The organism is Fibrobacter sp. UWH6 (assembly GCF_900142465.1).
Taxonomy (GTDB): Bacteria; Fibrobacterota; Fibrobacteria; order Fibrobacterales; family Fibrobacteraceae; genus Fibrobacter.
Genome location: NZ_FRAX01000001.1, coordinates 376,503 through 397,499, shown reverse-complemented (window position 1 = coordinate 397,499; position 20,997 = coordinate 376,503). Strand labels below are relative to the sequence as shown.

The window sequence follows — 20,997 nt, the reverse complement described above, 5'->3', positions numbered from 1 at the left end:
ACTAGCCCTCCCCTGCGCCAAGGTTTCTATTCAAGACAACCTTGATAGTAAAGTTATAGGCTTCTTCACCATCTACCTTAGTGGTAGAAATAGTCACCAGGGAAACATTCTGGACACTGACCTGCTTTTCCAACTTTACCATGTATTCGGCAACTTCAGAAAAGTCATAAGTCATACCCTTCATTTCGAGGTCATATTCACCCATCTGACCAATACTGGTCACCCACATGTTGGGCGGCAAGACAGAGGAGATGTTCTCGAAAAGAACGATCCAGCGTTTTTTGCTAACCTGAATAGACTTCAGTGCGTTGATTTTCGTGTTGACGACACCCTGCTTTTGTTCAAGATCGCTGATCTTTGTAAGCAACGGACGTTCACGTTCAACTTCGCTCTTGACTCTAGCAACTTCACTCTGCAAGGCAGTTATCGTTTCGGTAGTAAACGTGTAAAGCATGCCAATACACACAAATGCTGCGATCAGGAGCAACGTCGGCCAGATAACACGTCGGTCGGTCAGCCAAGTGAAATCTTTCTGCTTCTTGCGATATTCCGGAGGAAGCAAGTTAATAGAAATGGCCAAGGCATTTCTTGTGGGTTCTTTTTTCTTAGACGCCATTAGAACTTCCTCATAGCCAAGCCCAACGCAGGAGCATAGATGTTAGACAACGCAACCGAAATACCGTTCGCTCCAAAAATCTTGGCATCGCATTCAGCCTGTCGGAAAGGATTAACGGTATCGGTTTCTACACCAGAACGTTCAGCAACAAATTCTTTAAGGCCCGGAATAGCGGCACCGCCGCCACCCAGTAATATTTTATTCAAAGACTTAGAATCTTCAGAAGAAGAGAAGTAACGAATACCGATCTCGATCTGGGCCATCAGGTCTTCGTAGGCAAGTTTCAGGGCAGCTTCCACTTCGGCTTCAGAGAATCCATCCACAATAGCCAGATCGCCCTTGTCAAAGATTTCGTGGCACTTTTCAGCATCGATATCCAGGTTCATGCAAGTCTTGCTGATCACCATGTCCAGCGAACCGCCGGCCATGGAACGCATTGAATGGAACTTGCCATCCTGGAAGAATGCCACACTCATTTTCTTTTCGCCGATATTGAAGATTGCCACGGTAGACTCGGCATCGGCAGGATTCATCGTAACGGTATAGGCATTCAGGAGGCCGAAAATATCCACATCCATAGCGGAAAGCTTTACGCCCTTTCGAATAAAGAACTTTGCCCAGGAGTCCAGAAGTCCGCTCTTGGCAGCAACGACGTTCGCCTTGACATCTTCATTTTCACGGGAATAGACTTCGTAGTCAATCACGTTATCCTGATCATCGAAGGGCGGACGGGACTGTGCAGTCTGAAGAATAATGGCGGCTTCATTACCGTTCTTGGGAACCTTGGCAGACAAATGGTCAACCAGCACGCCACCGGCACCGGCACCGCAATTCACAGAAACGACAACATCACAGGAATCGTCGATAGGATGACGCAGCAAAAGCTTGTTCAAGGCTTCGCCAACGCCCTTCGCGCCAGAATTCGATTCATTCTTTTCGGCGGATTCGGCATTTTCTTCTGCCGCGACAATTTCGCCATTGACGATAGCACCATCCGGCACCCGTTCTAGGTCGGCATCCACCACAATCTTGCCACCGCGAGAATTGTGCAAGACTTTGACCAGTTTGATGCTGTAATGGCCAACATCAATCCCGACAGTCTCGCGCTCACCGCGAATTTTTGCAATCAGTCCTAAAGCCAAAATAAACTCCGATTGGAAACAATACCTTGTAAATTCTACCTTTATAAGTGGTAAATGTCAAGCAGCTTTTCAGCTAACTCATTGAAAATTAAGTAGTTACGCACTCTTTTCTGCATTCTCCGACTCTTTTTTCAACTTATTTACCTCAAACAGATACTGGAGAACCCTCTCCTGGGTCCAACCAAAAGCACCTGTAAAGGAAGCCGTTAAACAGTTATATTCCGGATAATCCTTGTTCCGACGTCCCAAATTACGTCTTATCTCCACATCCACAATTTCTTCGCCAAAGCTAGGCAGGTCAAACCTTAGACGCACCTGCTGGCCCGAAAAACAGTCAGAAGGAAGGCCCAACATAATACCACCAGCAGACAAATCCAAGAGCATTCCACCACAAGCAGTACCGTCAAGGAAAGTCGCCTCAACAGGAATCTCAACCGGTTCACGAGCCCAACGACGAAGCTGTTTCTTATCGAGCACAGACGAGTGAGGTAGAATCAATCGCCCGGGAATACAGGAGCGCACCACCAGGTTGGTCGAGTAAACGGCATCATCGGGCCTAGTCCAACGGACCAGGACTTCTCTTTCAACAAAGTATTCCGCAGGGCCGCAACTACCATCGTAAGAAATAGCCCAATCTCGTTCATTCCTTGCAACAATCATGGAATGCTTGAACACCGACCCTTCTTCAAGATAAAGATCGATGCGGTCGCCAACATTAAACTGTCTTGTAGAACAAACTTGCGTCAATGAATTCGACGCCGTAAAATCCATTTTTTTTCGAATGCTTTCTACGGCGGCTACAGTTTCATCGCGAACGGTAAACACATCACGAAAGTCATAGAAATTCGTTACCGCAGCTTCAAAAAGTCCAGACGAATTAAGAACCGCATCCTTATTTTCAAAGGATGAAGCTCTAACCAGTTTCTCTAAAGTCCGGCGCTCCTTGTCTGTGAGTCCAAAGGCTTTCACCTTTTCATCGAACTCATTCGCCCCGAAAATTTCTTCGTTTTCTCGGCGATAATTGATGCGATGGATTTCCAACAGCACCAACAAGATAAGCACCAGGACTACGACAAACGCAATCCAGACTAATTGAATCGGTAAAATCATTCAGTCCACACACCACCGATGTAGGAGCCGATGATAGTCGCAGGAACTTCCTTGCCAAGGAGCGGCGTGTTGCAGACATGGCCAGCAATTTCAGAAGCCTTCACCACGTGAGACTTTTCGGAAAGTACAACCAAGTTCACACGCTTTGCGTCCGGTTCTACGCCAGCAATCTTTGCCGGAGCGGTAGAAAGAAGTTCAATAGTCTTAGCTTCTCCAAGACGGGCCACCAGTTCCTTCCAGATGGCGGGCAGGGCCACTTCCAGAGAAACGGCGCCAGGCAGGGAATCTTCGAAGTTCACATCCTTATCCTGATGGAGGATCGGAGTGTGATTCATGCTGATGGCGTTAACGGTACCGTCGGCAAGACCAGCCCACAGGGCTTCGCGGTCTGTGGCGGCGCGGAACGGCGGCAGCACATGGTAAGCAGAATCCAGAGTAGTCAGGATGGAATCGTCAAACATCAGATGATAGATGTTCACGTCGCAGGTTACGTCGATGCCCTTCTTACGAGCGTCGCGGATCAGGTCCAGAGTTTCGCCGCAAGTCACCTGCTTGAAGTGAACGGGAACCTGCAGGAAGCGGGCCAGTTCCAGAACGGTGTAAGCGGAAATGGTTTCTGCAATACGGGGAATGCCCTTCATGCCAAGCATGTCGGAGTAAGCCCCTTCGTGAACGCAACCGCTCTTGCGCAAAGTCTTGTCCATGGGCTGGAAGAAGAAACGCTTGCCGGTCATCTTGCCGTATTCCATGGCGAGACGCATAAAGCGGGTAGACGGAATGCTTGCGTTACCATCGCCGAAGCCAGCCACGCCACATACATCCAGTTCTTCGGAACCTTCAGCCAGTTCCATCATTTCAGCCAAATGATCGCTGCCGAATTCAACGCTATAGGCGCCAAGAACAGCAAACTTCAGGTCCTTGCCTGCCAGACGGTTTTCAAGAGCGGCCAGCTTTTCGCTGTCATCCACCGGGTTGGCAGCACTTTCATAGAGGGCTCCGTAGAAGCCTCCCTTACGCATAGCATTGATACCATCCTTGATGGTATAGACGTCATCGCGGAGCGGTTCCTGGAAATCCACACCCAGAGCAAACAGGGCGGGAATGGCAAGAGCGCCTTCGCAATCCACAACAGCGGCAGGTTCACTTGCGTTATCGAAATAATTCTTGTCGGCAAGATAGCCATCGGCAATGGCCACCTTATCGTTCATCACGAACTGCTTGCCGTCCCACATGCGGACGTTCTTCAAAACAACATTATTCATAACATTAGGCTTGTTCATTTGCGCGACCTCCAGCCAACAGGAAGAGTACGGCCATACGGACAGCAACGCCGTTGGTCACCTGATCAAGAATTACGGAATGTTCACCATCGGCGATGTCGGAATCCAGTTCCACGCCACGATTGATGGGACCCGGATGCATAATGATCACCTTGTCCTTACAGCAGGCAAGAACTTCTTCCGTGATACCGAAGAAGTTGCGGTATTCACGCATGCTGGGGAGAAGAGCGTCATCCATACGTTCCTTCTGGAGACGCAGGGCGATAACAGCATCGGCATCCTGAACAGCCTTCTTTACGTCAGTTTCCCAGCTGACGGAGCCAGCCAGTTCGGGATACTGGAGAAGTTCAGTATTGCGGGGAACCAGAGTGGAAGGGCCGCAAAGGGTGACATGGGCACCCATGGTGGTCATACCCCAAATGTTGGAACGGGCCACACGGCTATGGCGGATATCACCGATAATCGCCACCTTCTTGCCTTCAAGTGTACCCAGCTTTTCTTCGATGGTCAACATGTCCAGCAAGCCCTGTGTGGGATGTTCGTGGGCGCCATCGCCAGCATTCACGACAATTGCATTGCTATGGTCTGCCAGGAACTTGGGAACGCCAGTACCCTTATGACGGACAACCACGATATCGATCTTCATGGATTCGATATTGCGGAGGGTGTCCACCAGAGTTTCACCCTTCTTCACACTGGAGCTTGCAGTAGTGAAGTTCACAGTGTCAGCGGACAGACGCTTTTCGGCCAACTCAAAACTGGTGCGGGTACGGGTGCTGTTTTCGAAGAACAGGTTCACCACGGTAAGACCGCGAAGGCTGGGCACCTTCTTGACGGGGCGTTCCAGAATTTCACGGAACTGTTTTGCATTATCCAAAATGGTGCGAATGTCCTGCTTGGACACGCCCTGGAGCCCGAACAAATGCTTGATTTGCAAAGCGCTCACTTTAAGCCTCCACTTCTACGAGAGTAACAGAATTTTCTTGGTCAATAGGTTCAATCTTTACGCGGACTTCCTGATTCTGGGCGGTTTCCACAGCCAGGCCCACGCAATCCGGAGCAATGGGAAGTTCACGGTGGCCGCGGTCCACCAGCACACAGAGACGAATTGCAGCAGGACGACCCAGGTCCAGAATAGCACGCATGGCAGCCAAGGTAGACCTGCCAGTATAAAGAACATCGTCTACCAGGATAACGGTCTTGCCTTCCACGGAGGCAGGCATTTCGGTAACGCGCATTTCGGTGGAAACGTGGTTGCGGAAATGGAAGTCATCACGGTAGAAAGTAGCGTCCAGGCTACCGAATGCGACAGGGCTACCAAACTTGGCATCCAGACGGGCCTTCAGCTTCTTGGCCAGGGGAATGCCACGACTAGCCATACCGAGAATCACCAGATTGTCGGCGGCAGGATGGATCTTTGCGATCTTTGCAGCCATCTCGTCCAGGGCAAATTCCATGGCCTGGGCAGACAGCAGTTCACGAATAATCTTGCAGTTGTCTTTCATAATATTAGTAAACAGTGGTTAGTAGACAGTGGTCAGTTTTTCGCGGTTCTGTAATGACATTCTTACCAGCCACTAAACACTAACCACTAATCACTTTTTTCATGAAATTAGCATTTTCAGATTTTTTTGGCGGATTTTATATTAGAAAAGGCGGTTAAATTGGCACCTAATAATGTATATTGCGTAAAAAACAAACCTCTCGAGCCTCAAACCAGGGGCTTCGAACCTAATCAATAGGAGATATTCCATGGCTTTTAATCAGCTGGACAAGCCCCAGGCAGGCGAAACCATCGCCATTATGACCACCAACCACGGCGTGATGAAGCTGCGTCTTTTCGAAGAACGTGTCGGCGAATGCGCTACCAACTTCATTGAACTGGCCAAGCAGGGCAAGTACGATGGCGCTCCGTTCCATCGTATCATCTCTGGCTTCATGATCCAGGGCGGCGACTTCACCAACCGTAACGGTACCGGTGGCCACGCTGCAGGCGGTCCGGGCACCACCATCGGCGACAAGTACGATCCGTGCCTCACCCACATGCGCGGCGCTCTCAGCTGGGCAAAGACCATGATGCCCCACTCCATCGGTTCCCAGTTCTTCATCGTCCACGGCGAAGATGTCCACTTCCTGGACCACCCGGCAAACGGCGGCCCCGCTGAAGGTTACTCCGTCTTCGGCCAGCTCTACGAAGGCTTCGAAGTCCTGGATGAAATCGCAGGCGTAAAGACCGACCGTCGCGACGCACCGTATGAAGACGTGATTATCGAATCCGTGAAGATCGAGAAAGCGTAAAGCGGAAAGGATAAAGGTTAAAGGACGCAGGGTAATACCTGCGTTTTTTTTGCATTCACTTATGTTTTCTCATAATTCGTAATTCATAATTGCAAAAAAAATCAATTTTTTTTGCATTCCCCCTTGACAACTTCAAAATAATTTTCAATATTTGGCGTACCTGAATGGGGTTATAGCTCAGTTGGTAGAGCGCCTGCATGGCATGCAGGAGGTCAGGAGTTCGAATCTCCTTAGCTCCACTAAAAAAGACTCGCAGAAATGCGGGTCTTTTTCTTTTATACCACATTCGATGTTTACCGGGAGAAACGGATTTTCCACCATCCCTCCCCTACGCCTGTTGCAGTCATTGTAGCAAATTTGTATCTTTCCTGTCACTATGAATAAGGTTAGGTTAACGACAAACAATTTTCTGAGAGGAGCCCTGGTCCTTGCGGCCGCGCTACTCCCCATCCACGCATTCGCCGAAGAATGCAACGAAGAAACCATGGACGCCTTCGCCTACGAAGATTGCGTCAAGGAGCAGCAGGGAATCTCCGTCAATAACGAAGATTTCAGCAGCACCGCCGCCCTGAAGGCCGAAAAGGAAGAAAGGGAAGCCGCCGCCAACAAGGTCGAACCTAAATACAATCCTTTTGGACGGGACGCCTACTTGACTTCAAGTTTCGGTGAAAATCGCGGAACCCGTTACCATGCCGGTCTGGATTACTCCACCCAGATGGAAGAAGGCTGGCCCATCTACGCCCCCGAAGACGGCGTGGTCAAGGAACTGAAGGTCTCCCCCTTCGGCTACGGCAAGGCCATGTACTTCCAGGGTCGTAGCGGCAAGACCTGGGTATTCGCCCACCAGAGCAGCTTCGGCGTGTTGGACGACCTGGTATCCAAGCAGCAGTACGCCACAAAGAAGAATGATGTAACCGTCAGACCGGGAACCGCATACAAGAAGGGCGACGTCCTGACCTATTCCGGAAGCACCGGCATCGGCAACCCCCATCTTCATATCGAAACCCGCCTGGACAACGACCGCGTCATCAACCCGGCACTGTCCAACATCGAATTTTCGGACACCATCGCCCCCCAGATTTTCGGCGCCGCCGTCTGGCAGGACAATGAATTGGCATTCACCGCCCCCGAAGCCATCGAAAAGGGCTGCATTGTCACCCCGGTCAAGAACGAATTCAATTTAAATCTGGCGGTAAAGATCGCCGACTACAGCCGCACTCCCAAAGAAAATCCCATGTCAGTCCGCCGCATCACCATGTGGCGTTACGACGAAAAGATTTTCGACGAACGTCTGGATACCTTGCGTTTCAGCCGCATGACCAATATCCGCAATCAGCTCCTCTGGACAGAAGAGGCGGACACCGCAGGCGACTGGCATTACATCAACGCAAAGATTGCCCCCCTTTCCACCTACACCATGGAAATCGAGGACTTTGCAGGAAACGTCACCAAGAAGAAATTCAGCTTCCGTTCCAAGTGCAAGGACAATCGAGATTTGCAGTTGACAAAGACCCAGACAACTCCGTTGTTCACAGCCATTGCCCGCCCCATGATCGATTTCTTTAACTGCAAGAACGGCATGCAGTTCTCCGCCATCGGAAAGGACGGTGTCATCGCAGAAGACCTGTGCAAAGTCTTTGAACACAAGCCTATCGCATTGGCCAAGGTGGTAGACACCTACCCCAACATGACAACCATCCACTATTCCGCAAGCGCTTCTCAGTCTGGCGATGGCAAGGCTGTTGACGAAGACATCCAGCTGTTCACCTACAAGAAATACCAGACCAGCATCAACTGGAATACCAAGCTGGGCAACGTAGCAATCAGCCAGAAGATTTCCGGCATTCCCGTTGCAGGCGATACCGCCATCCGCGTCTTGGCAGTCACCCGCAACCACACCGACAGCCTGGACTTCATCGAATTCCACCCCAAGGGATTGCAGCTGAAGAACTGGAACGTCTGTATCGAAAACCCCGACAATTCCGCTCCGCTCTACTGGCTGGGCGAAACCAGCCGCAACTGGTTCATTTTCAGCAAGCAGAACAAGGGCAAGAAGCGCTGCGCCAGCGCCAACGAACTTCGCGACATTGCCAACATCGACAATCCCGACGCACCCACTCTGGGCTTCCCCTACTGGGCCGACATGATCATCAGCGGCACCCGCCAGACAGCCCTCAGGATTCCCCTGATGTATAAGTACGACGGCATTGAATCCGGCAACGATATCACCGTCAAGGCAGGTAACAGGTGGATCGCAGTCGAATATGATTCCGAACCTCGCGAAATCGTCCTGGAAAGCGAAAAGCTCCCCGACGCCGGCGAAGACATCACCATCCAGATCAAGGATGAAGCCGGTCACAAGGCCAGCTACACCATCACGATTCCCGGAATGTAACGTAGCGACCATCGCAAAGTTAAACCTATAAAAGACCTCTCCGGAGGTCTTTTTTGCATTGTAAAGCCCTACAACGTTTTTCATTAGTGCAATCATTTTTCCATTGGCAAACCACCCACCAACAGCATATATTTTCCGTACACGTTTAGGGAATTATAAAGGAGCCTAAAAGAATATCAAGGGAATCTCTTCTATCGTCGCACTGGCTGCAACTTTCGGACTTGTAGCTTGTGGCGATTCATCCACCTCATCCTCTGCAGAAGAACCAGAAGTTTCAAGTTCCAGCGTCGAACCTGCGGAAGACCCGAACCAGCCCACTTCCTCTGCAGACGCAACCGACCCGGCATCTTCTGCTGCAGAAGCAGATACTCCGGCATCTTCCGCCACTCAGGCCGAAGAAAACCCGAGCGAAAACAACAAGGACGAAGGCAATAAGGGCGACAACCCCATTGGGGACTTTGACCCAAGCACTCTCGACTCCCTCTTCAACAACATCGATACCACGGGCTGGGGCGACTTCGCAAACCAGTTCGAAAACATGCCGGAATGCACCGCCGCCAATGAAGGCGAAACCACCTCCACGACCATGATGGGCATGGAAATAACATACATCTGCAAGGACGGCCAATGGGGCATCGATAACTCCTGCACCGAGGGCGCAACCCAGGAAATGATGGGATTTTCGATGGTCTGCAAGGACGGCGAATGGCAACAAGGCGATAACTCCTGCACCGAAGATGGCGCCACCAAGGAAGTGGACACCGGCCTGGGCATGAGCTTCACCTACGTCTGCAAGGATGGCGAATGGACCATGGACTTGAGCGGCTGGGGATTCGGCGGTGACGGCGACAACAGCGGCTTTAACTGGGGCGAAGGCTCCTGGGGCGGATTCGGTGGCGATGACGCAGAAATCACCCCGGTTGTGGATCCCGCAGAATAAAAAAGTCTGACATTAAAGAAAAGGCCTCGTTTTTTGAACGAGGTCTTTTTTTTGCGGGAAATTATCGCTAGATCCTTCGATGCCTTACGGCATCTCAGGACGACACCTAAAGGCGACCTTTAGGTGGGAGCGAGGCCGTTCGCGGTTTATTTAGCAGCAGCAGTCAGCAGCTTTGTAATTGCTGCTACATACTCTGCCGGGTTAGGCAGCGGGCTACCTTCAGCCAAGAGAGCCTGACCGTAGAGAGCCTTGGGCCAATCACCCAGATCGGAACCAGCTTCAGCCTTAGCCTTCAGCATTTCGCAGATGGGGTGCGTCGGGTTGATTTCCAGGATACGCTTGGACTTAGGCACGTTGGCCTGGCCCATGGCCTTCATCATGCGTTCCATCTGGGCGCTCATGGCATCGTCGCTGGTGACGAGGCAGCAGGGGCTGTCCTTCAGACGGCTAGACACACGGACTTCCTTGATGTCTTCGTCCAGAACCTTCTGGAGGTTTTCGCAGAGGCCCTTGAAAATACCCTTGTTGGCTTCTTCAGCCTTCTTTTCGTCTTCAGTTTTTTCGAAGTCCACATCACCGCGGGAAACGTCGTGGAACTTCTTGTCGCCGAATTCCATCAGAGAAGACATCATGAATTCATCAATGCCATCGCTCATGAGAAGCACTTCGTAGCCCTTGGCCTTGAAAGCCTCCAGCATGGGGTTAGACTTCACGGCGTTCTTGTCGCCAATGAGGTAGTAGATTTCCTTCTGGCCTTCCGGCATGCGGTCCACATATTCCTGGAGGCTAACAAGCTTGCCTTCTTCGGTCTTGGTGCTTTCAAAGCGGAGCAGCTTCTTCAGTTCATCAAGATGTTCCCAGTTCATGTAGAAGCCTTCCTTCAGCACCATGCCCAGTTCCTTCCACCAGGCAGTGTACTTATCGGCTTCCTTGTCGGCCATGTTCTGCAGAGCGTCAAGAACCTTCTTGATCACATGCTTACGGATGTTGGTGACAATCTTGTTGGACTGCAAAATTTCGCGGCTCACGTTCAGCGGCAAGTCCTCGGATTCCACCACGCCGCGGACAAAGCGGAGCCAAGGCGGCAAGAGGTCCTTGCAGTCGTCCATGATGAACGTCTTCTTCACATAGAGCTTCAGACCATGGAGAGCATCGTTCTGCCAAATGTTGTAGGGAGCCTTAGACGGAATGTACACCAAGCTCCAGAATTCCAGGGAACCTTCGGCGTGGCTGTGGCTCCAGCAAGCGGGTTCGCCACCATCGTGACCGATGACCTTGTAGAATTCCTTGTATTCTTCTTCCTTCACTTCCTTTTCGGACTGACGCCAGAGAGCAGTCTTGTCATTAAGACGTTCTTCTTCCTTGACTTCAATTTCGCCCTTGTCGTTCTTGGTTGCTTCCGGGTGGAAGTAAATACCGTAGTTCACAAAGCCGCTGTACTTCTTGACGATGTCCTTGATCTTCCATTCGCTGGTGAAGTCTTCAGCGTCTTCGTCGTCCTTCAGGTACAAGGTAATCTTGGTACCCACTTCGTTACGGGGGCATTCGGAAATTTCAAATTCGCCGGTACCTTCGGAGCTCCACAGGTAACCCTGAGTTTCGCCAGCCTTGAGGGTCAGCACTTCAACCTTCTTGGCCACCATGAAGATGGAGTAGAAGCCCACACCGAACTGACCGATGAGATCCACGCTGGACTTATCGGAATCCTTCAGGTTCTTGATGAAGTTCTTGGTGCCGGAACGGGCGATGGTGCCCAGGCAGTTGATCAAGTCTTCCTTGTTCATGCCGATACCGTTATCGGTAATGGTCAGCTTCTTCTGCTCCTTGTTTACATCAATATCGATGCGGAGCTGGGTACCATTGGGCAAAAGGCTTGCATCGGAGAGGGACAGGAAGCGGCGCTTGTCCAGTGCGTCTGCAGCGTTGGAAACCAGTTCACGAAGGAAGATTTCCTTGTTGCTGTAAAGGGAATTGATCATCAAGTTCAGCATGTCGCGAACTTCAGTTTGGAACTCCATTTTTTCAGTTGCCATTTTTATCTCCTAGTAGGTCGCACTTCGTGCTTTCAGCACGCTTCGCTTTCAGGTGTGAGGTCGTTCCCCCTACGGGGTCACTTTGAGGAGTGAAGCCGGGAAAACAACCTTCTGTTCATTTTTATACAATTTTACAGCAGTTTGCATTTCATTTTGAAACAAAACTGCCGTTTTTCTTTGTTTTCGCAGGTACAATTGCAAGAACCGTGCCAAGATTAGCAGAAAGCGGAAAGGAGAAAGGATAAAGAAAAAAGGCCGCCGATGAAGCGGTCCTTTTCGCGATTCCCCGCACTTGCGAGGGCCTTGCAGCAAACTACTTAATAAAAATCAATCCCAAGATACCGGCAGCCCACAGGTAGTAGCTGAAGTAGTGGAACTTACCCTTCTGTACAAAAGCCATGAGCCACTTCAGGGCGATAATGCCGAAGATGAAGGCAACAATCATGCCCACCAGAAGTTCCGGAGTAAAGCCGCTGGCATCGGCGCAGGCCAAGGCCTTTTCGGGCTTTTCGATAGCATAGCGTGCTACGGTTTCGGGATCCTGGCACTTCACCCACTTGATCACATCCAGGAGGGCTGCGCCACCCACGGCGGGGATGCTCATGAGGAAGCTGAACTCGCCGGCATACTTGCGGTTGACACCCAGGAAAATCATGCCGCTGATGGTAGAACCGCTACGGCTGATACCCGGGATGCAGGCGATTCCCTGAACCACGCCGGTCACCAGAGCGCGCCACCAGTTCATCTGGACTCCTTCGCATTCCGGATGCTTACTGCCGGTCTTACCCCACTGGGAAACGAACAGCAAGGTAGCTGTCACCAGCAAGGCGCAGCAAACGGCGCGGGGATTTTCAAACAGGCTTTCCAGAGGCTTCTTGAAACCGATGCCGATAATGGCTGTGGGAATGGAGGCCAGCACGATGTAGCCCACTTCCTTCAACTGAGTCTTGTCGCGGCGGATGCAACCTACGATCATGTCCACAATCTTCTTGCGGAACACAACGAAAATGGAAAGGAGAGTTCCTGCGTGAAGCATGATGTCAAAGAACATGCCCGCTTCTTCCATGCCCAGCAATTCCTTGCCGAGAACCAGGTGACCCGAACTAGAGATAGGGAGAAATTCTGCGAGGCCCTGCAACAGACCTAAAATGATAGATTCAATCATGGACGGAAATATAGTTTTTATTATCTTAGAGCCATGGCCGCAAAAAAATTTCTTCTGTGCTTTCACGATTTTAGCGTCTGGAACTACCAGACCGTCATGCCGATTCTAGAAGACTTAAAGGAATTCGTCGGCGCCCCATTCAGCGTACTGGTCATTCCCGACACCGAAAACGCAGAAGAGCCCGCAACCGCAGGCTTCAAGGCAGCACTCGCCCAACTAAAAGACGAAGGCTTCGAGCTTGCCCTCCACGGCTTTAAGCATAAGGCCGAATTCAGCCAGGGCAGAAGCTACGCCGGTCTTGCCGCCATGTCCATGACCAACCGCGAGGCGGAATTTGCCGGTCTGAGCGAATTTGAATCCAGCAGACTTCTGCAACAAGGCCTCGCCGCATGGAACAATCTATTTGAAACCGCGTCGGGCACCCCGACCAAACCGATCGCTTTCGTGCCGCCCACCTGGTGGAGCAACAAGTACCTACACCTGCAGGTCCGCGGCGAAGGCATGCTCTACGAAGACCGATTCTCCTTGACCAACAAGAAGGGCAAGCGCTACGCCTCCCCCGTGGCAAGCTTTGCAGGCATCCCCGACTTTGCCGTAAACCCCATGTTCAACCTAGGCGAATTTTTCACAAAGATTCCCGCCGGAATTTTGCGAATTGCGTTGCACCCCACAGACTTCCCAACTCACCAAGCCCGTATAAAGCACTTGATCCGAGCCGCTCTAGGAAATGGACGGGTTTTAACGCGATACGAGAACCTCTAATTTTTTATTAAAAAATATAACGTAAAGAAGGTGGCTTGCAAAGCCACCTTTTTCTTCTGCCTAAACCCAAATTGGGCACTTCTTGGACACTTCTTGGACACTTTAGAAACGAAAAAAGCCCTGCAACCTAGACGGTTACAGGGCTCAAAGTCAGATTAGACTACTTGCACTCTACGAGTGCAGTAATCTGCACCTCGGTCATGCGAACACAAGTGCTCGCGCGACGCTCGGTTTACGATTACTTGACGTCGAAGTAACTATCAAGTAAACGCCAGTCACTCGTAGACACACTTTTTGCCAAATTTCGTTTTTTTCGCCACTTTTTAACGGACCACGATGTTATATTAGAGACAGGATTACACCTCGTGGTCACGTTTTGGTCACGCACAAACATAGGGGACACACATGCAAAACGGCGATAGAATCACACTATCTGCCCGTCCATTAAGGACTGGCGGCAAGTCTCTGTACCTTGATTACCGAGTAGACGGAAAACGCATAAGAGAGAACCTTCAGATTTTCTTGGTCCCCGAAAAAACCGCGGCAGACAAGGTCAAAAACCAAGAAGCCTGGCGACTGGGAAAGGCCCTTCGAGACAAGCGAGAATCCGAATTGAACATGGCGGAAGCAGGGATCAAACTTCCTCCCCGTCCTCAAAGAACATTATTCGCCGATTACTTCCCCAAAGTATTAAAAGAATACAAGAATCCACGCACCAAGTTCAATATGCAGGACTGTGCACGAAAGGTTATCGCCTATCGTCCAAACGTTCTCGTCGCGGGAATTGACAGAGAATTCATGCAGGGTTTCATCAATCATCTCCACGAAGAATTAGGACTACAGCAGAATTCTATTGCCATAGCCAGTTCTCAACTAAAAACCTACGTACATAAAGCCGTTTTAGAAGGAATCATCCCCCAAATGCCCGATTTTTCGGGTCTTTCACCCAGATTTCTTACAACGATGCTGGATTACCTCTCCCTAGAGCAGCTAAAAGCGCTAATAGACACCCCCTGCTCCGTACCGAGAATAAAGAACGCCTTCCTGTTCTCCTGCTTCACAGGGATCAGATTTTCGGACATCAAACGCCTATGTCCGGAAATGATTGAAGACAACCAAGTTGTCTTACGACAATACAAGACCAGTATCCCCGTCCGCGTCCCAATAAGCAAAAACGCAAAGAAATACCTCCCCAAAACCCCAGAGAAAAATAACCTCTATTTCCCACTAGGATCCAACAATTCGGTAAATGAAGTCCTAAAACGCTGGAGTCAAAAGGCATTGGGAAAAGACATTACCTTCCACCTAGGACGTCATACATTCGCAACCCTAGCCCTAAGCCACGGAGCGGATTTATTCACGGTCAGTAAAATTCTAGGACACACCGATGTCAAAACAACCCAGGTTTACGTCAAAGTTCTTGACGAGGGTAAGAAAAAAGCCGTGGAAAGTATTCCTGAACTTTAATTAGGAATACACCTCGTTTCACAAACGAAAAAAAAGCCTCCCCTTAAAGGAGGCCTTTTCTTCGACTTTTCATTGTCCGCTAACGCCAATTTACGGACAATGAAGGCAAAATCACCCCTTTAAAGTCAAGAGCACTTCAAAAGACTCCAATTTACCAAACAACTTCTCCAAACCATATGATTCAGCCTTGATCCACTTGAAAATATTGTCGTTACGGCTCCAGCGACATCCACAGCTTCTACAGGCCAGCATAAAGTTCTGTGGCGTGGGATGGTCACTTAGCACGGCTTTCTGTCCACAGCAAGGGCATTGCTGTGCGACGGCAATCAGCTCGTTTGCGTTCTGTAGCACCTTGATTTCCTCGTCGCGTGCCTTACGGAAGGTCGGGAGGTCGTTCTTCTTGATTCTATCTGAATGCTCTTTCTGATTGACTGCGGTTTCGAACCTGGATACATCATACTGGTTGAAGAGATTGTCTCCGATGACAAATTCCTTGATGAATCGGTTTTGCGGTATCTTTACAGGATAGCCTGCAATAAACATAGGCCACGCCCACTGAAGCAGTATCCGCTGAATCAGTAGCTTGGAAAAAACGGACTGCGGGGATATGGCGAGCAACGAGAATGTACCCCATTGCGGTAGTTGGCTACCGAACATCGATGAAAGCTTTGCGAGGCTATCGTCGTTCCCATCCAGGTAGGGAGTTTCCTGAGGATATACAAGGATGGAGATAGTGTTATCTTCGCCGTGGACACAGTCCAGTCCGGATACGTAGGCGTCGCTTGGCTTGGATGTTGCGAACGCGAACCGTAGTCTCTTTCCTCCGCACTCCAGTTCAATTCCAATTTCACTTGTAGTCACCGTTGGCTTTAGTAGGCACCAAAATGACTGACGTTCGCTCGCGAAATCGTCTATGCAGCGTTTGACGTATCTGATTTCATTAGCCAGCAAGAGACGCTGTTCTTCAAGTTTCTCCTGCTTAGATCGCTCCTTGGAACAGTAGTTGACTATTTCCTTCTGAATCTTGGGCAGGTACAGATAGTGCTGGTTATTCATCAAGATGTTTGTCATGATGAATCGGTTGATGTCCACCTCGACGTTTGAAATTCTTTTCAGGTTTCCGAACAGCTGCGAGTTCCAGAAGGAGCCTATGGATTGTTGCAGGCGCTTAAGAAATTCAATGGTCTTGCTTAGCAGCTCCCTGTTCTCATCGACTTGGTCACTGCTATAGTTGACCAGAAGCCGGTCGACCTCGTTCTGCATCGCATCGTGATCGACTGAATTGACGATCTCGTAGTACCGCTGGATCTCTCCATAGGCATCGTCAACGCCTCTCAGCTCCCTTAGGCGCTGGTTTATCAAGGTGTTCAGCGTCCTGCAGAGAGTGTACAGCAGACGGTTCTCGTAGGTTTCCCACTTGTCCTCGCGAACGAGGGATAACAGCTGCTGCGGATGTACACCGACAAAGGATTTATTTCTCCAGTCTTCGGAATGGCTTGCGAGATACTCCAATGCCCTTGGAGCAAACTTCTTCACCCTGCTGGTGGGTTGCTTGATTTCGTCCTCTTTCAGGTCCAGAATCGGCCTTGAGACAATTTCCTTCATATGTACGAGGGGATCCTTGCGGGAGACCTTGTCTGGATCGCCTTGTAGATACTTCTCGAGTTTGTTTCTGTCAAGTTTCTCCGGATCGTCACACAGGGAGAAGAAACTCTCTTCGTCGTTGGCTAGGAGATAAAACGCACTCTGGATTTCCTGCGCGATAGGGGACGAATCCTTTATTTCGGATTCGCCGTAATGGAACAGAAGGTCCTCCCTGTGGACCGGATCTACCATCTTTGAGTAGATTCCCCCACAGTCGGGACTTTCCAGGTTCGTTTCCCTTTGCAAGAAGACGTCAAACATTATGCGCCTCGTTCCTTGGCGGCGATGTCTTGTTCAAGCAACTTTATGGTCTGAGAGTTTGGCGTCAGGCCAATCCCGGTGAGGATTTCGTCGCGGAGGGTCTCCAGCGATTCCTTCTGGACTCCGAACAGGCCAGTAATCTTGCCTCTACGGATAATCTTGGTGGCAATGAGGTGGTCAAGGGCGAGTTCCTTTGTTCCACCGGCGGCACAGACAACTGGAACAAAGTTGCCGATTTGGCGTTCAAGTCGATTACCAAAGGATACGTCGAATTCCTTCTTCAAGACATCCTTGAGCGAGTCAAGTTTGGTCTTTACCCAGTCAGCCTTGCTCTTGCCGTCAGTACTGTTCTGTGCGTTGTCGAAAGCCTCTCTCAGGTCCGATGCAGCCCAGTGAGCGGCACCCTTTCCGACGCGGGTGTAGTTCGGCTTCTGTGTATTCTTGTCCATCACCATCACGTGGGCGCGGTCGTAAGTTTTGTCCGCAAATTCCATGGTCGTTTCGTCGTGGTTTGCGGTACCGATAAACCAAACGTTCGGCGGGACGACAATGCGTTCCTTGTTGAGGAAGAGAGGCCAGCGGTTCTTGTCTTCCATGATCTCGTTCGGAATGCCGGACAGCAAGTCGACCTCAAAACTGTCGCTCACTGAATTGGCCTGTTCCATTGCCGAAATGAAATCGGCAAAGTATTGTTCCGGGTGGGACAGGTTCATTTCATCAAGGATGAGGAAGAATAGACGATTCTTGAAGGCCGGCGTGGAGGCTGCGTACAGCCCCTTCGAGAACGGTTTCTCGTAGAATTTCTTTTCGAACGCATTATAGTAACCAAGTAGATCCTGGTTGTCGCGCCAGCCAGCCTGCACCGGAACGATGCAGCTGCATCTTTCCTGTCCCTTGAACGGCTGCGAACCGTCAAGATTGTCACCGACTATGGAGGAAAATGCCTGGGCAAGCTTAGTCTTGCCAGTGCCGCTGATACCCTGAAGCAGGATTAATCGGCTCATTGCGAGGCCACCGACAAACAACTGCAAGGTCTGCGGAGTATAGAAGAGGTTCGGCGTGTATTGGCTCAGCTGATAGCCGAGCGCATTGACGAATGTCTTCAGGTTTCCGTCAGCTTGCGAGAATCCATTGTACGGTGTCGAACAGCGAGCGTCGATGCCGCGGAACTCGGCGAAGATATCCTTGTTGTTATCCTTGGAGGTCAGTTCGTCCAGCTTGTTTTGCAGCTGGTTCTGAGCCTCAGCCAAAGCCTTGTTGTGAGTTTCGAGGGTCTTGTTCAGAGCCTTGAGACCATCGACATCGAAAACCTTCTTTCGCAACTGGAGAAGTTTTGCGTCAAGTTCGTTCTTCTCTACGGTCAAGGCTTCACATTCGTCCTTGTACTGCCGGACCTGCTCTTCGAGAGTCTGCTGGAACTCCGCACTGCCGACGTTCTGGACTTCCAGATTCAGCCTTGTCACCTCGGCTTTCAAACCCGAAATAATCTTGTTAATTTCCGAGGCTGAATGTCCACCGAGTTCTGCACGAATGTCGCTGAACTGGGAAATCTGCTCCTGCAAGGCAGCATTTCTTTTGTCTAGTCGGTCGTACTGTTTCTTGTAATCCGCTTCGTAGCTGCTCAGTATTCGGTCGTATTCCGCCCTCAGGTCAGCAACAGCATCTTCGTGTTCTTTAACAAGTCTGTCTTCGGTTTCCTTGAGTGCAGCCTTCTTGGCTTCGTAGGCGCCTAGTTCCAGACGGCATTGCTCCTGGTCCTTGACAAGTTGGTCGTGATCGGCATTGTACTGGTCACGTTTGGTTTTCAGGTCATCCCTGATAGCCTGGAGTTTTTCGTTGAGCTTATCCGCGGCATCCTGTTTCCAGATTGCTTCCTTGGCGATGAAACCGGCATCAGCCTCGGCTTCGCGCTTGGCGACATCAGCCTCTCTGGTATCGATGTTGCGTTCCCTGTCGCAGATGGATTCATCCCTTGCGTTCAAGCTGTTTTCGCGGTCTTGCAGGGATGTTTCACGATTGGATATGGACGTTTCACGATCGGACAAGGAAGACTCGCGGGTATCCAACGATTCCTTTCTTTCTTCCAGCTTGAATTCTTTGTCGTCCAAAGTACCCGAACGTTTGTCAAGTTCGGCATTCCTAGACTCAACAGAGCCTTTGGCCTGCTTGTATGCGGCGATGGCGTCCTTTAGATCGGCAAAAAGCTGGTTAAGGGTATTCTTATCGTCTTCCGGCAAGAACTCCTTTGTAGCATCCAAGGCTGTGGCATTTGCCAGGATTTCCTCGATTCTCGGCTGGTTCTCGGATTCGATATCCTTGGGTGCGGAGCCGACTACATCTTCAGCCTTCTTGGCGAAGATATCGTTTAACGAAGATACAGATATCGGCGGAGGAGGAAGCTTACCTTTCTTGCCATCTTTCTTCTTTTTGTTAGACATTAGTATACCTCGTTAATAATTTCAAGTTGCTTTTCCACGATACCGAAAAACTCGTCGTAGCTATATGGTAGTCTCTGCCTGTTGGCATGGTAATGCTGGTACGTATTTCTTATCTGAGCCATATCCAAGATAAACATCAAGGTTTCATTGAATACACCTTTGCTGGCCAGCTGGGTTATGAACCATGCGTCATTCTGGTTTGCATAGAAATAAGCCAATAGATGACGAAGTACCAGAGACTTTAGCGAAGCTGTATCAACTTCGACATCACGCCAAACTGATTTCGGCGTCAATAAACGCAGGGTATCAGCATCAAGGGACAGGTTCTTGCGTAATAAACCATTCTCCAATGCATTTTTGGGCCATAAACGTTTATTGGAAACGTCGTCCAGCAAAAGTCCAACGCCATCTGAAACAGGAATAACATCCCTTCCTCTCAGTATGCATTCATACAGTGACTGAAATCTAGATAGCAGAAGGTCGTCAATACGGTCTTCGTCCTTTGCATTTTCATCAACCTTGTCCTTCAGCGTCAGCAATCGGCATACCTCGTTGACCACGTCATCGGTCAAGTTCGGATACTTACTGCTAATCACGTCCACCAGTTCAAGAGGTATTTCGATTTCCTTCAAGCCGAGAGAAACGGCTATGCCTTCGTTATTTTCCATACACATCTTCAGTTCCCTAGTAAGGAAATCCATCGATATGCTTGTCGTTGGTTCAAGGAGATCGACGCATTCAAAGCCCTCGTCTTCGGCAAAGGTGTTCACCTTCACCAGCAGATAGTCTACGGAGCTTTCTTCCACGGACCGTCTCGTCACGGAAACAATCCTTTCTGGCTGTTCGATATATTCTGACTTGATTCCGTCATAGTCCGATATGGCAAGTTCGCTGTCGTTGTATTCGTATTCGTCCCACATCGTGTCGATGTCGTCCGCCGTGACGTCGGGAAGCTGGATATTTTCTGGAAAAATCATGTAGGGACTGATTGTGCTGGGCTTACCTTTTGTCCCGCCACAGATCTTCGGACGGCCCTTCTCGTTGATGTCGTAGTCAAGAGCAGTCAATGCGTTTCGATGAACCGGATGCGGAATCAGATGCCCCGTCACCATGGATTGCAGCACCGTCACCCTGGACCTTACAATTTCGACGACATCGGATGTCGCGTTTCCCTTCAAGTGCAACTTGTCTACGGTTTGTGACACGACCTTTTTCAGATCGTGATCCAGGATATGGCGGATAAGTCCCTCGTCCAGATTGGTAAGGTCGTGAAGTTCCTTGATTGATTTATCACCGACGGATAGGATCTTTACGATCAATTCGGAAAAGTAGTTCTTGGGGATTGCAGCCTTTTCAACCACGATGTCCCAGGCGATTACCGGAAGGGCGACGTAATGTCCCTTTGGCAGATAGTCAGAATTACAGAATAAGGCACCTATATTCATA

Annotated in this window: 17 protein-coding genes and 1 tRNA gene; 6 read left to right on the top strand and 12 right to left on the bottom strand. The window is 50.2% G+C overall.

Features of this window, described 5'->3' with window-relative positions:
- Position 1: 1 nt before the first annotated feature.
- The 6 genes from BUB73_RS01685 to pyrR all read right to left on the bottom strand — a co-directional run bounded on the left by BUB73_RS01685 (position 2) and on the right by pyrR (position 5,653).
- Complete coding sequence (locus BUB73_RS01685; RefSeq protein WP_073156354.1) at positions 2 to 616, bottom strand: PilN domain-containing protein; 615 nt, start codon at positions 614 to 616, stop codon at positions 2 to 4.
- Positions 616 to 1,758 carry a pilus assembly protein PilM gene (pilM, locus tag BUB73_RS01680; RefSeq protein WP_073283094.1) on the bottom strand — a complete coding sequence of 381 codons (1,143 nt, stop codon included), beginning with the start codon at positions 1,756 to 1,758 and terminating at the stop codon, positions 616 to 618. Before pilM ends, BUB73_RS01685 begins: the two co-directional genes overlap by 1 nt.
- A 96-nt stretch (positions 1,759 to 1,854) precedes the next feature.
- Positions 1,855 to 2,868: a PilZ domain-containing protein gene (locus BUB73_RS01675; protein WP_073156349.1), complete on the bottom strand. Its 1,014-nt coding sequence runs from the start codon at positions 2,866 to 2,868 to the stop codon at positions 1,855 to 1,857.
- On the bottom strand, positions 2,865 to 4,148 hold the full coding sequence (locus tag BUB73_RS01670) for an amidohydrolase family protein (RefSeq protein ID WP_073283091.1): 1,284 nt from the start codon (positions 4,146 to 4,148) through the stop codon (positions 2,865 to 2,867). The genes BUB73_RS01675 and BUB73_RS01670 overlap by 4 nt, the downstream gene beginning before the upstream one ends.
- Positions 4,135 to 5,094, bottom strand: coding sequence for an aspartate carbamoyltransferase catalytic subunit (locus BUB73_RS01665; RefSeq protein WP_073156343.1), 960 nt, complete (start codon positions 5,092 to 5,094; stop codon positions 4,135 to 4,137). The genes BUB73_RS01670 and BUB73_RS01665 overlap by 14 nt, the downstream gene beginning before the upstream one ends.
- 1 nt (position 5,095) lies before the next feature.
- Positions 5,096 to 5,653 carry a bifunctional pyr operon transcriptional regulator/uracil phosphoribosyltransferase PyrR gene (pyrR, locus tag BUB73_RS01660; protein WP_073156341.1) on the bottom strand — a complete coding sequence of 186 codons (558 nt, stop codon included), beginning with the start codon at positions 5,651 to 5,653 and terminating at the stop codon, positions 5,096 to 5,098.
- A 247-nt stretch (positions 5,654 to 5,900) separates the two neighbouring features.
- Between pyrR and BUB73_RS01655 the strand changes: the two genes are divergently transcribed.
- From BUB73_RS01655 to BUB73_RS01645, 3 genes are all read left to right on the top strand, one after another.
- Positions 5,901 to 6,446: a peptidylprolyl isomerase gene (locus BUB73_RS01655; RefSeq protein ID WP_073156333.1), complete on the top strand. Its 546-nt coding sequence runs from the start codon at positions 5,901 to 5,903 to the stop codon at positions 6,444 to 6,446.
- A gap of 166 nt (positions 6,447 to 6,612) precedes the next feature.
- Positions 6,613 to 6,685 (top strand) — tRNA-Ala (locus BUB73_RS01650).
- A 137-nt stretch (positions 6,686 to 6,822) separates the two neighbouring features.
- Positions 6,823 to 8,841: a M23 family metallopeptidase gene (locus BUB73_RS01645; protein WP_073283088.1), complete on the top strand. Its 2,019-nt coding sequence runs from the start codon at positions 6,823 to 6,825 to the stop codon at positions 8,839 to 8,841.
- A 165-nt stretch (positions 8,842 to 9,006) separates the two neighbouring features.
- Here BUB73_RS01645 and BUB73_RS01640 read toward each other — a convergent pair whose 3' ends face one another.
- Positions 9,007 to 9,228 carry a hypothetical protein gene (locus tag BUB73_RS01640; protein ID WP_139259078.1) on the bottom strand — a complete coding sequence of 74 codons (222 nt, stop codon included), beginning with the start codon at positions 9,226 to 9,228 and terminating at the stop codon, positions 9,007 to 9,009.
- 151 nt (positions 9,229 to 9,379) lie between these two features.
- On the opposite strand from BUB73_RS01640, the gene BUB73_RS01635 reads away from it, so the two are divergent.
- The gene (locus BUB73_RS01635; protein ID WP_073283082.1) at positions 9,380 to 9,781 is read left to right on the top strand and encodes a hypothetical protein; all 402 of its coding nucleotides are present in this window, start codon (positions 9,380 to 9,382) and stop codon (positions 9,779 to 9,781) included.
- Between the two features lie 146 nt (positions 9,782 to 9,927).
- Here the strand turns inward: BUB73_RS01635 and htpG are convergent, their stop codons facing one another.
- Both htpG and BUB73_RS01625 read right to left on the bottom strand, forming a co-directional pair.
- Positions 9,928 to 11,814, bottom strand: a complete 1,887-nt coding sequence (htpG, locus tag BUB73_RS01630; RefSeq protein ID WP_073283079.1) for a molecular chaperone HtpG — start codon at positions 11,812 to 11,814, stop codon at positions 9,928 to 9,930.
- 313 nt (positions 11,815 to 12,127) lie between these two features.
- Positions 12,128 to 12,979 (bottom strand): undecaprenyl-diphosphate phosphatase, encoded by an 852-nt coding sequence (locus BUB73_RS01625; RefSeq protein WP_073156321.1) that lies wholly within the window; start codon positions 12,977 to 12,979, stop codon positions 12,128 to 12,130.
- A 33-nt stretch (positions 12,980 to 13,012) separates the two neighbouring features.
- On the opposite strand from BUB73_RS01625, the gene BUB73_RS01620 reads away from it, so the two are divergent.
- The gene (locus tag BUB73_RS01620) at positions 13,013 to 13,741 is read left to right on the top strand and encodes a DUF2334 domain-containing protein (RefSeq protein WP_073156318.1); all 729 of its coding nucleotides are present in this window, start codon (positions 13,013 to 13,015) and stop codon (positions 13,739 to 13,741) included.
- A gap of 405 nt (positions 13,742 to 14,146) precedes the next feature.
- On the top strand, positions 14,147 to 15,208 hold the full coding sequence (locus BUB73_RS01615) for a site-specific integrase (protein WP_073283076.1): 1,062 nt from the start codon (positions 14,147 to 14,149) through the stop codon (positions 15,206 to 15,208).
- A 111-nt stretch (positions 15,209 to 15,319) separates the two neighbouring features.
- On the opposite strand, the gene BUB73_RS01610 is transcribed toward BUB73_RS01615, so the two are convergent.
- The 3 genes from BUB73_RS01610 to BUB73_RS01600 are packed head-to-tail and all read right to left on the bottom strand — an operon-like array spanning position 15,320 to position 20,996.
- Complete coding sequence (locus BUB73_RS01610; protein ID WP_073283073.1) at positions 15,320 to 17,113, bottom strand: hypothetical protein; 1,794 nt, start codon at positions 17,111 to 17,113, stop codon at positions 15,320 to 15,322.
- The gene (locus BUB73_RS01605; RefSeq protein ID WP_073283071.1) at positions 17,113 to 19,551 is read right to left on the bottom strand and encodes a hypothetical protein; all 2,439 of its coding nucleotides are present in this window, start codon (positions 19,549 to 19,551) and stop codon (positions 17,113 to 17,115) included. The genes BUB73_RS01610 and BUB73_RS01605 overlap by 1 nt, the downstream gene beginning before the upstream one ends.
- Positions 19,551 to 20,996: a hypothetical protein gene (locus tag BUB73_RS01600; protein ID WP_073283068.1), complete on the bottom strand. Its 1,446-nt coding sequence runs from the start codon at positions 20,994 to 20,996 to the stop codon at positions 19,551 to 19,553. Before BUB73_RS01600 ends, BUB73_RS01605 begins: the two co-directional genes overlap by 1 nt.
- Position 20,997 lies beyond the last annotated feature (1 nt).

Coding starts and splice junctions, on each gene's coding strand:
- BUB73_RS01655 (WP_073156333.1), top strand. CDS start 5,901: ATGGCTTTTAATCAGCTGGACAAGCCCCAGGCAGGCGAAACCATCGCC.
- BUB73_RS01670 (WP_073283091.1), bottom strand. CDS start 4,148: ATGAACAAGCCTAATGTTATGAATAATGTTGTTTTGAAGAACGTCCGC.
- htpG (WP_073283079.1), bottom strand. CDS start 11,814: ATGGCAACTGAAAAAATGGAGTTCCAAACTGAAGTTCGCGACATGCTG.
- BUB73_RS01600 (WP_073283068.1), bottom strand. CDS start 20,996: ATGAATATAGGTGCCTTATTCTGTAATTCTGACTATCTGCCAAAGGGA.
- BUB73_RS01685 (WP_073156354.1), bottom strand. CDS start 616: ATGGCGTCTAAGAAAAAAGAACCCACAAGAAATGCCTTGGCCATTTCT.
- BUB73_RS01635 (WP_073283082.1), top strand. CDS start 9,380: ATGCCGGAATGCACCGCCGCCAATGAAGGCGAAACCACCTCCACGACC.
- BUB73_RS01620 (WP_073156318.1), top strand. CDS start 13,013: ATGGCCGCAAAAAAATTTCTTCTGTGCTTTCACGATTTTAGCGTCTGG.
- BUB73_RS01605 (WP_073283071.1), bottom strand. CDS start 19,551: ATGTCTAACAAAAAGAAGAAAGATGGCAAGAAAGGTAAGCTTCCTCCT.
- BUB73_RS01675 (WP_073156349.1), bottom strand. CDS start 2,868: ATGATTTTACCGATTCAATTAGTCTGGATTGCGTTTGTCGTAGTCCTG.
- BUB73_RS01610 (WP_073283073.1), bottom strand. CDS start 17,113: ATGTTTGACGTCTTCTTGCAAAGGGAAACGAACCTGGAAAGTCCCGAC.
- BUB73_RS01645 (WP_073283088.1), top strand. CDS start 6,823: ATGAATAAGGTTAGGTTAACGACAAACAATTTTCTGAGAGGAGCCCTG.
- BUB73_RS01615 (WP_073283076.1), top strand. CDS start 14,147: ATGCAAAACGGCGATAGAATCACACTATCTGCCCGTCCATTAAGGACT.
- pyrR (WP_073156341.1), bottom strand. CDS start 5,653: ATGAAAGACAACTGCAAGATTATTCGTGAACTGCTGTCTGCCCAGGCC.
- BUB73_RS01625 (WP_073156321.1), bottom strand. CDS start 12,979: ATGATTGAATCTATCATTTTAGGTCTGTTGCAGGGCCTCGCAGAATTT.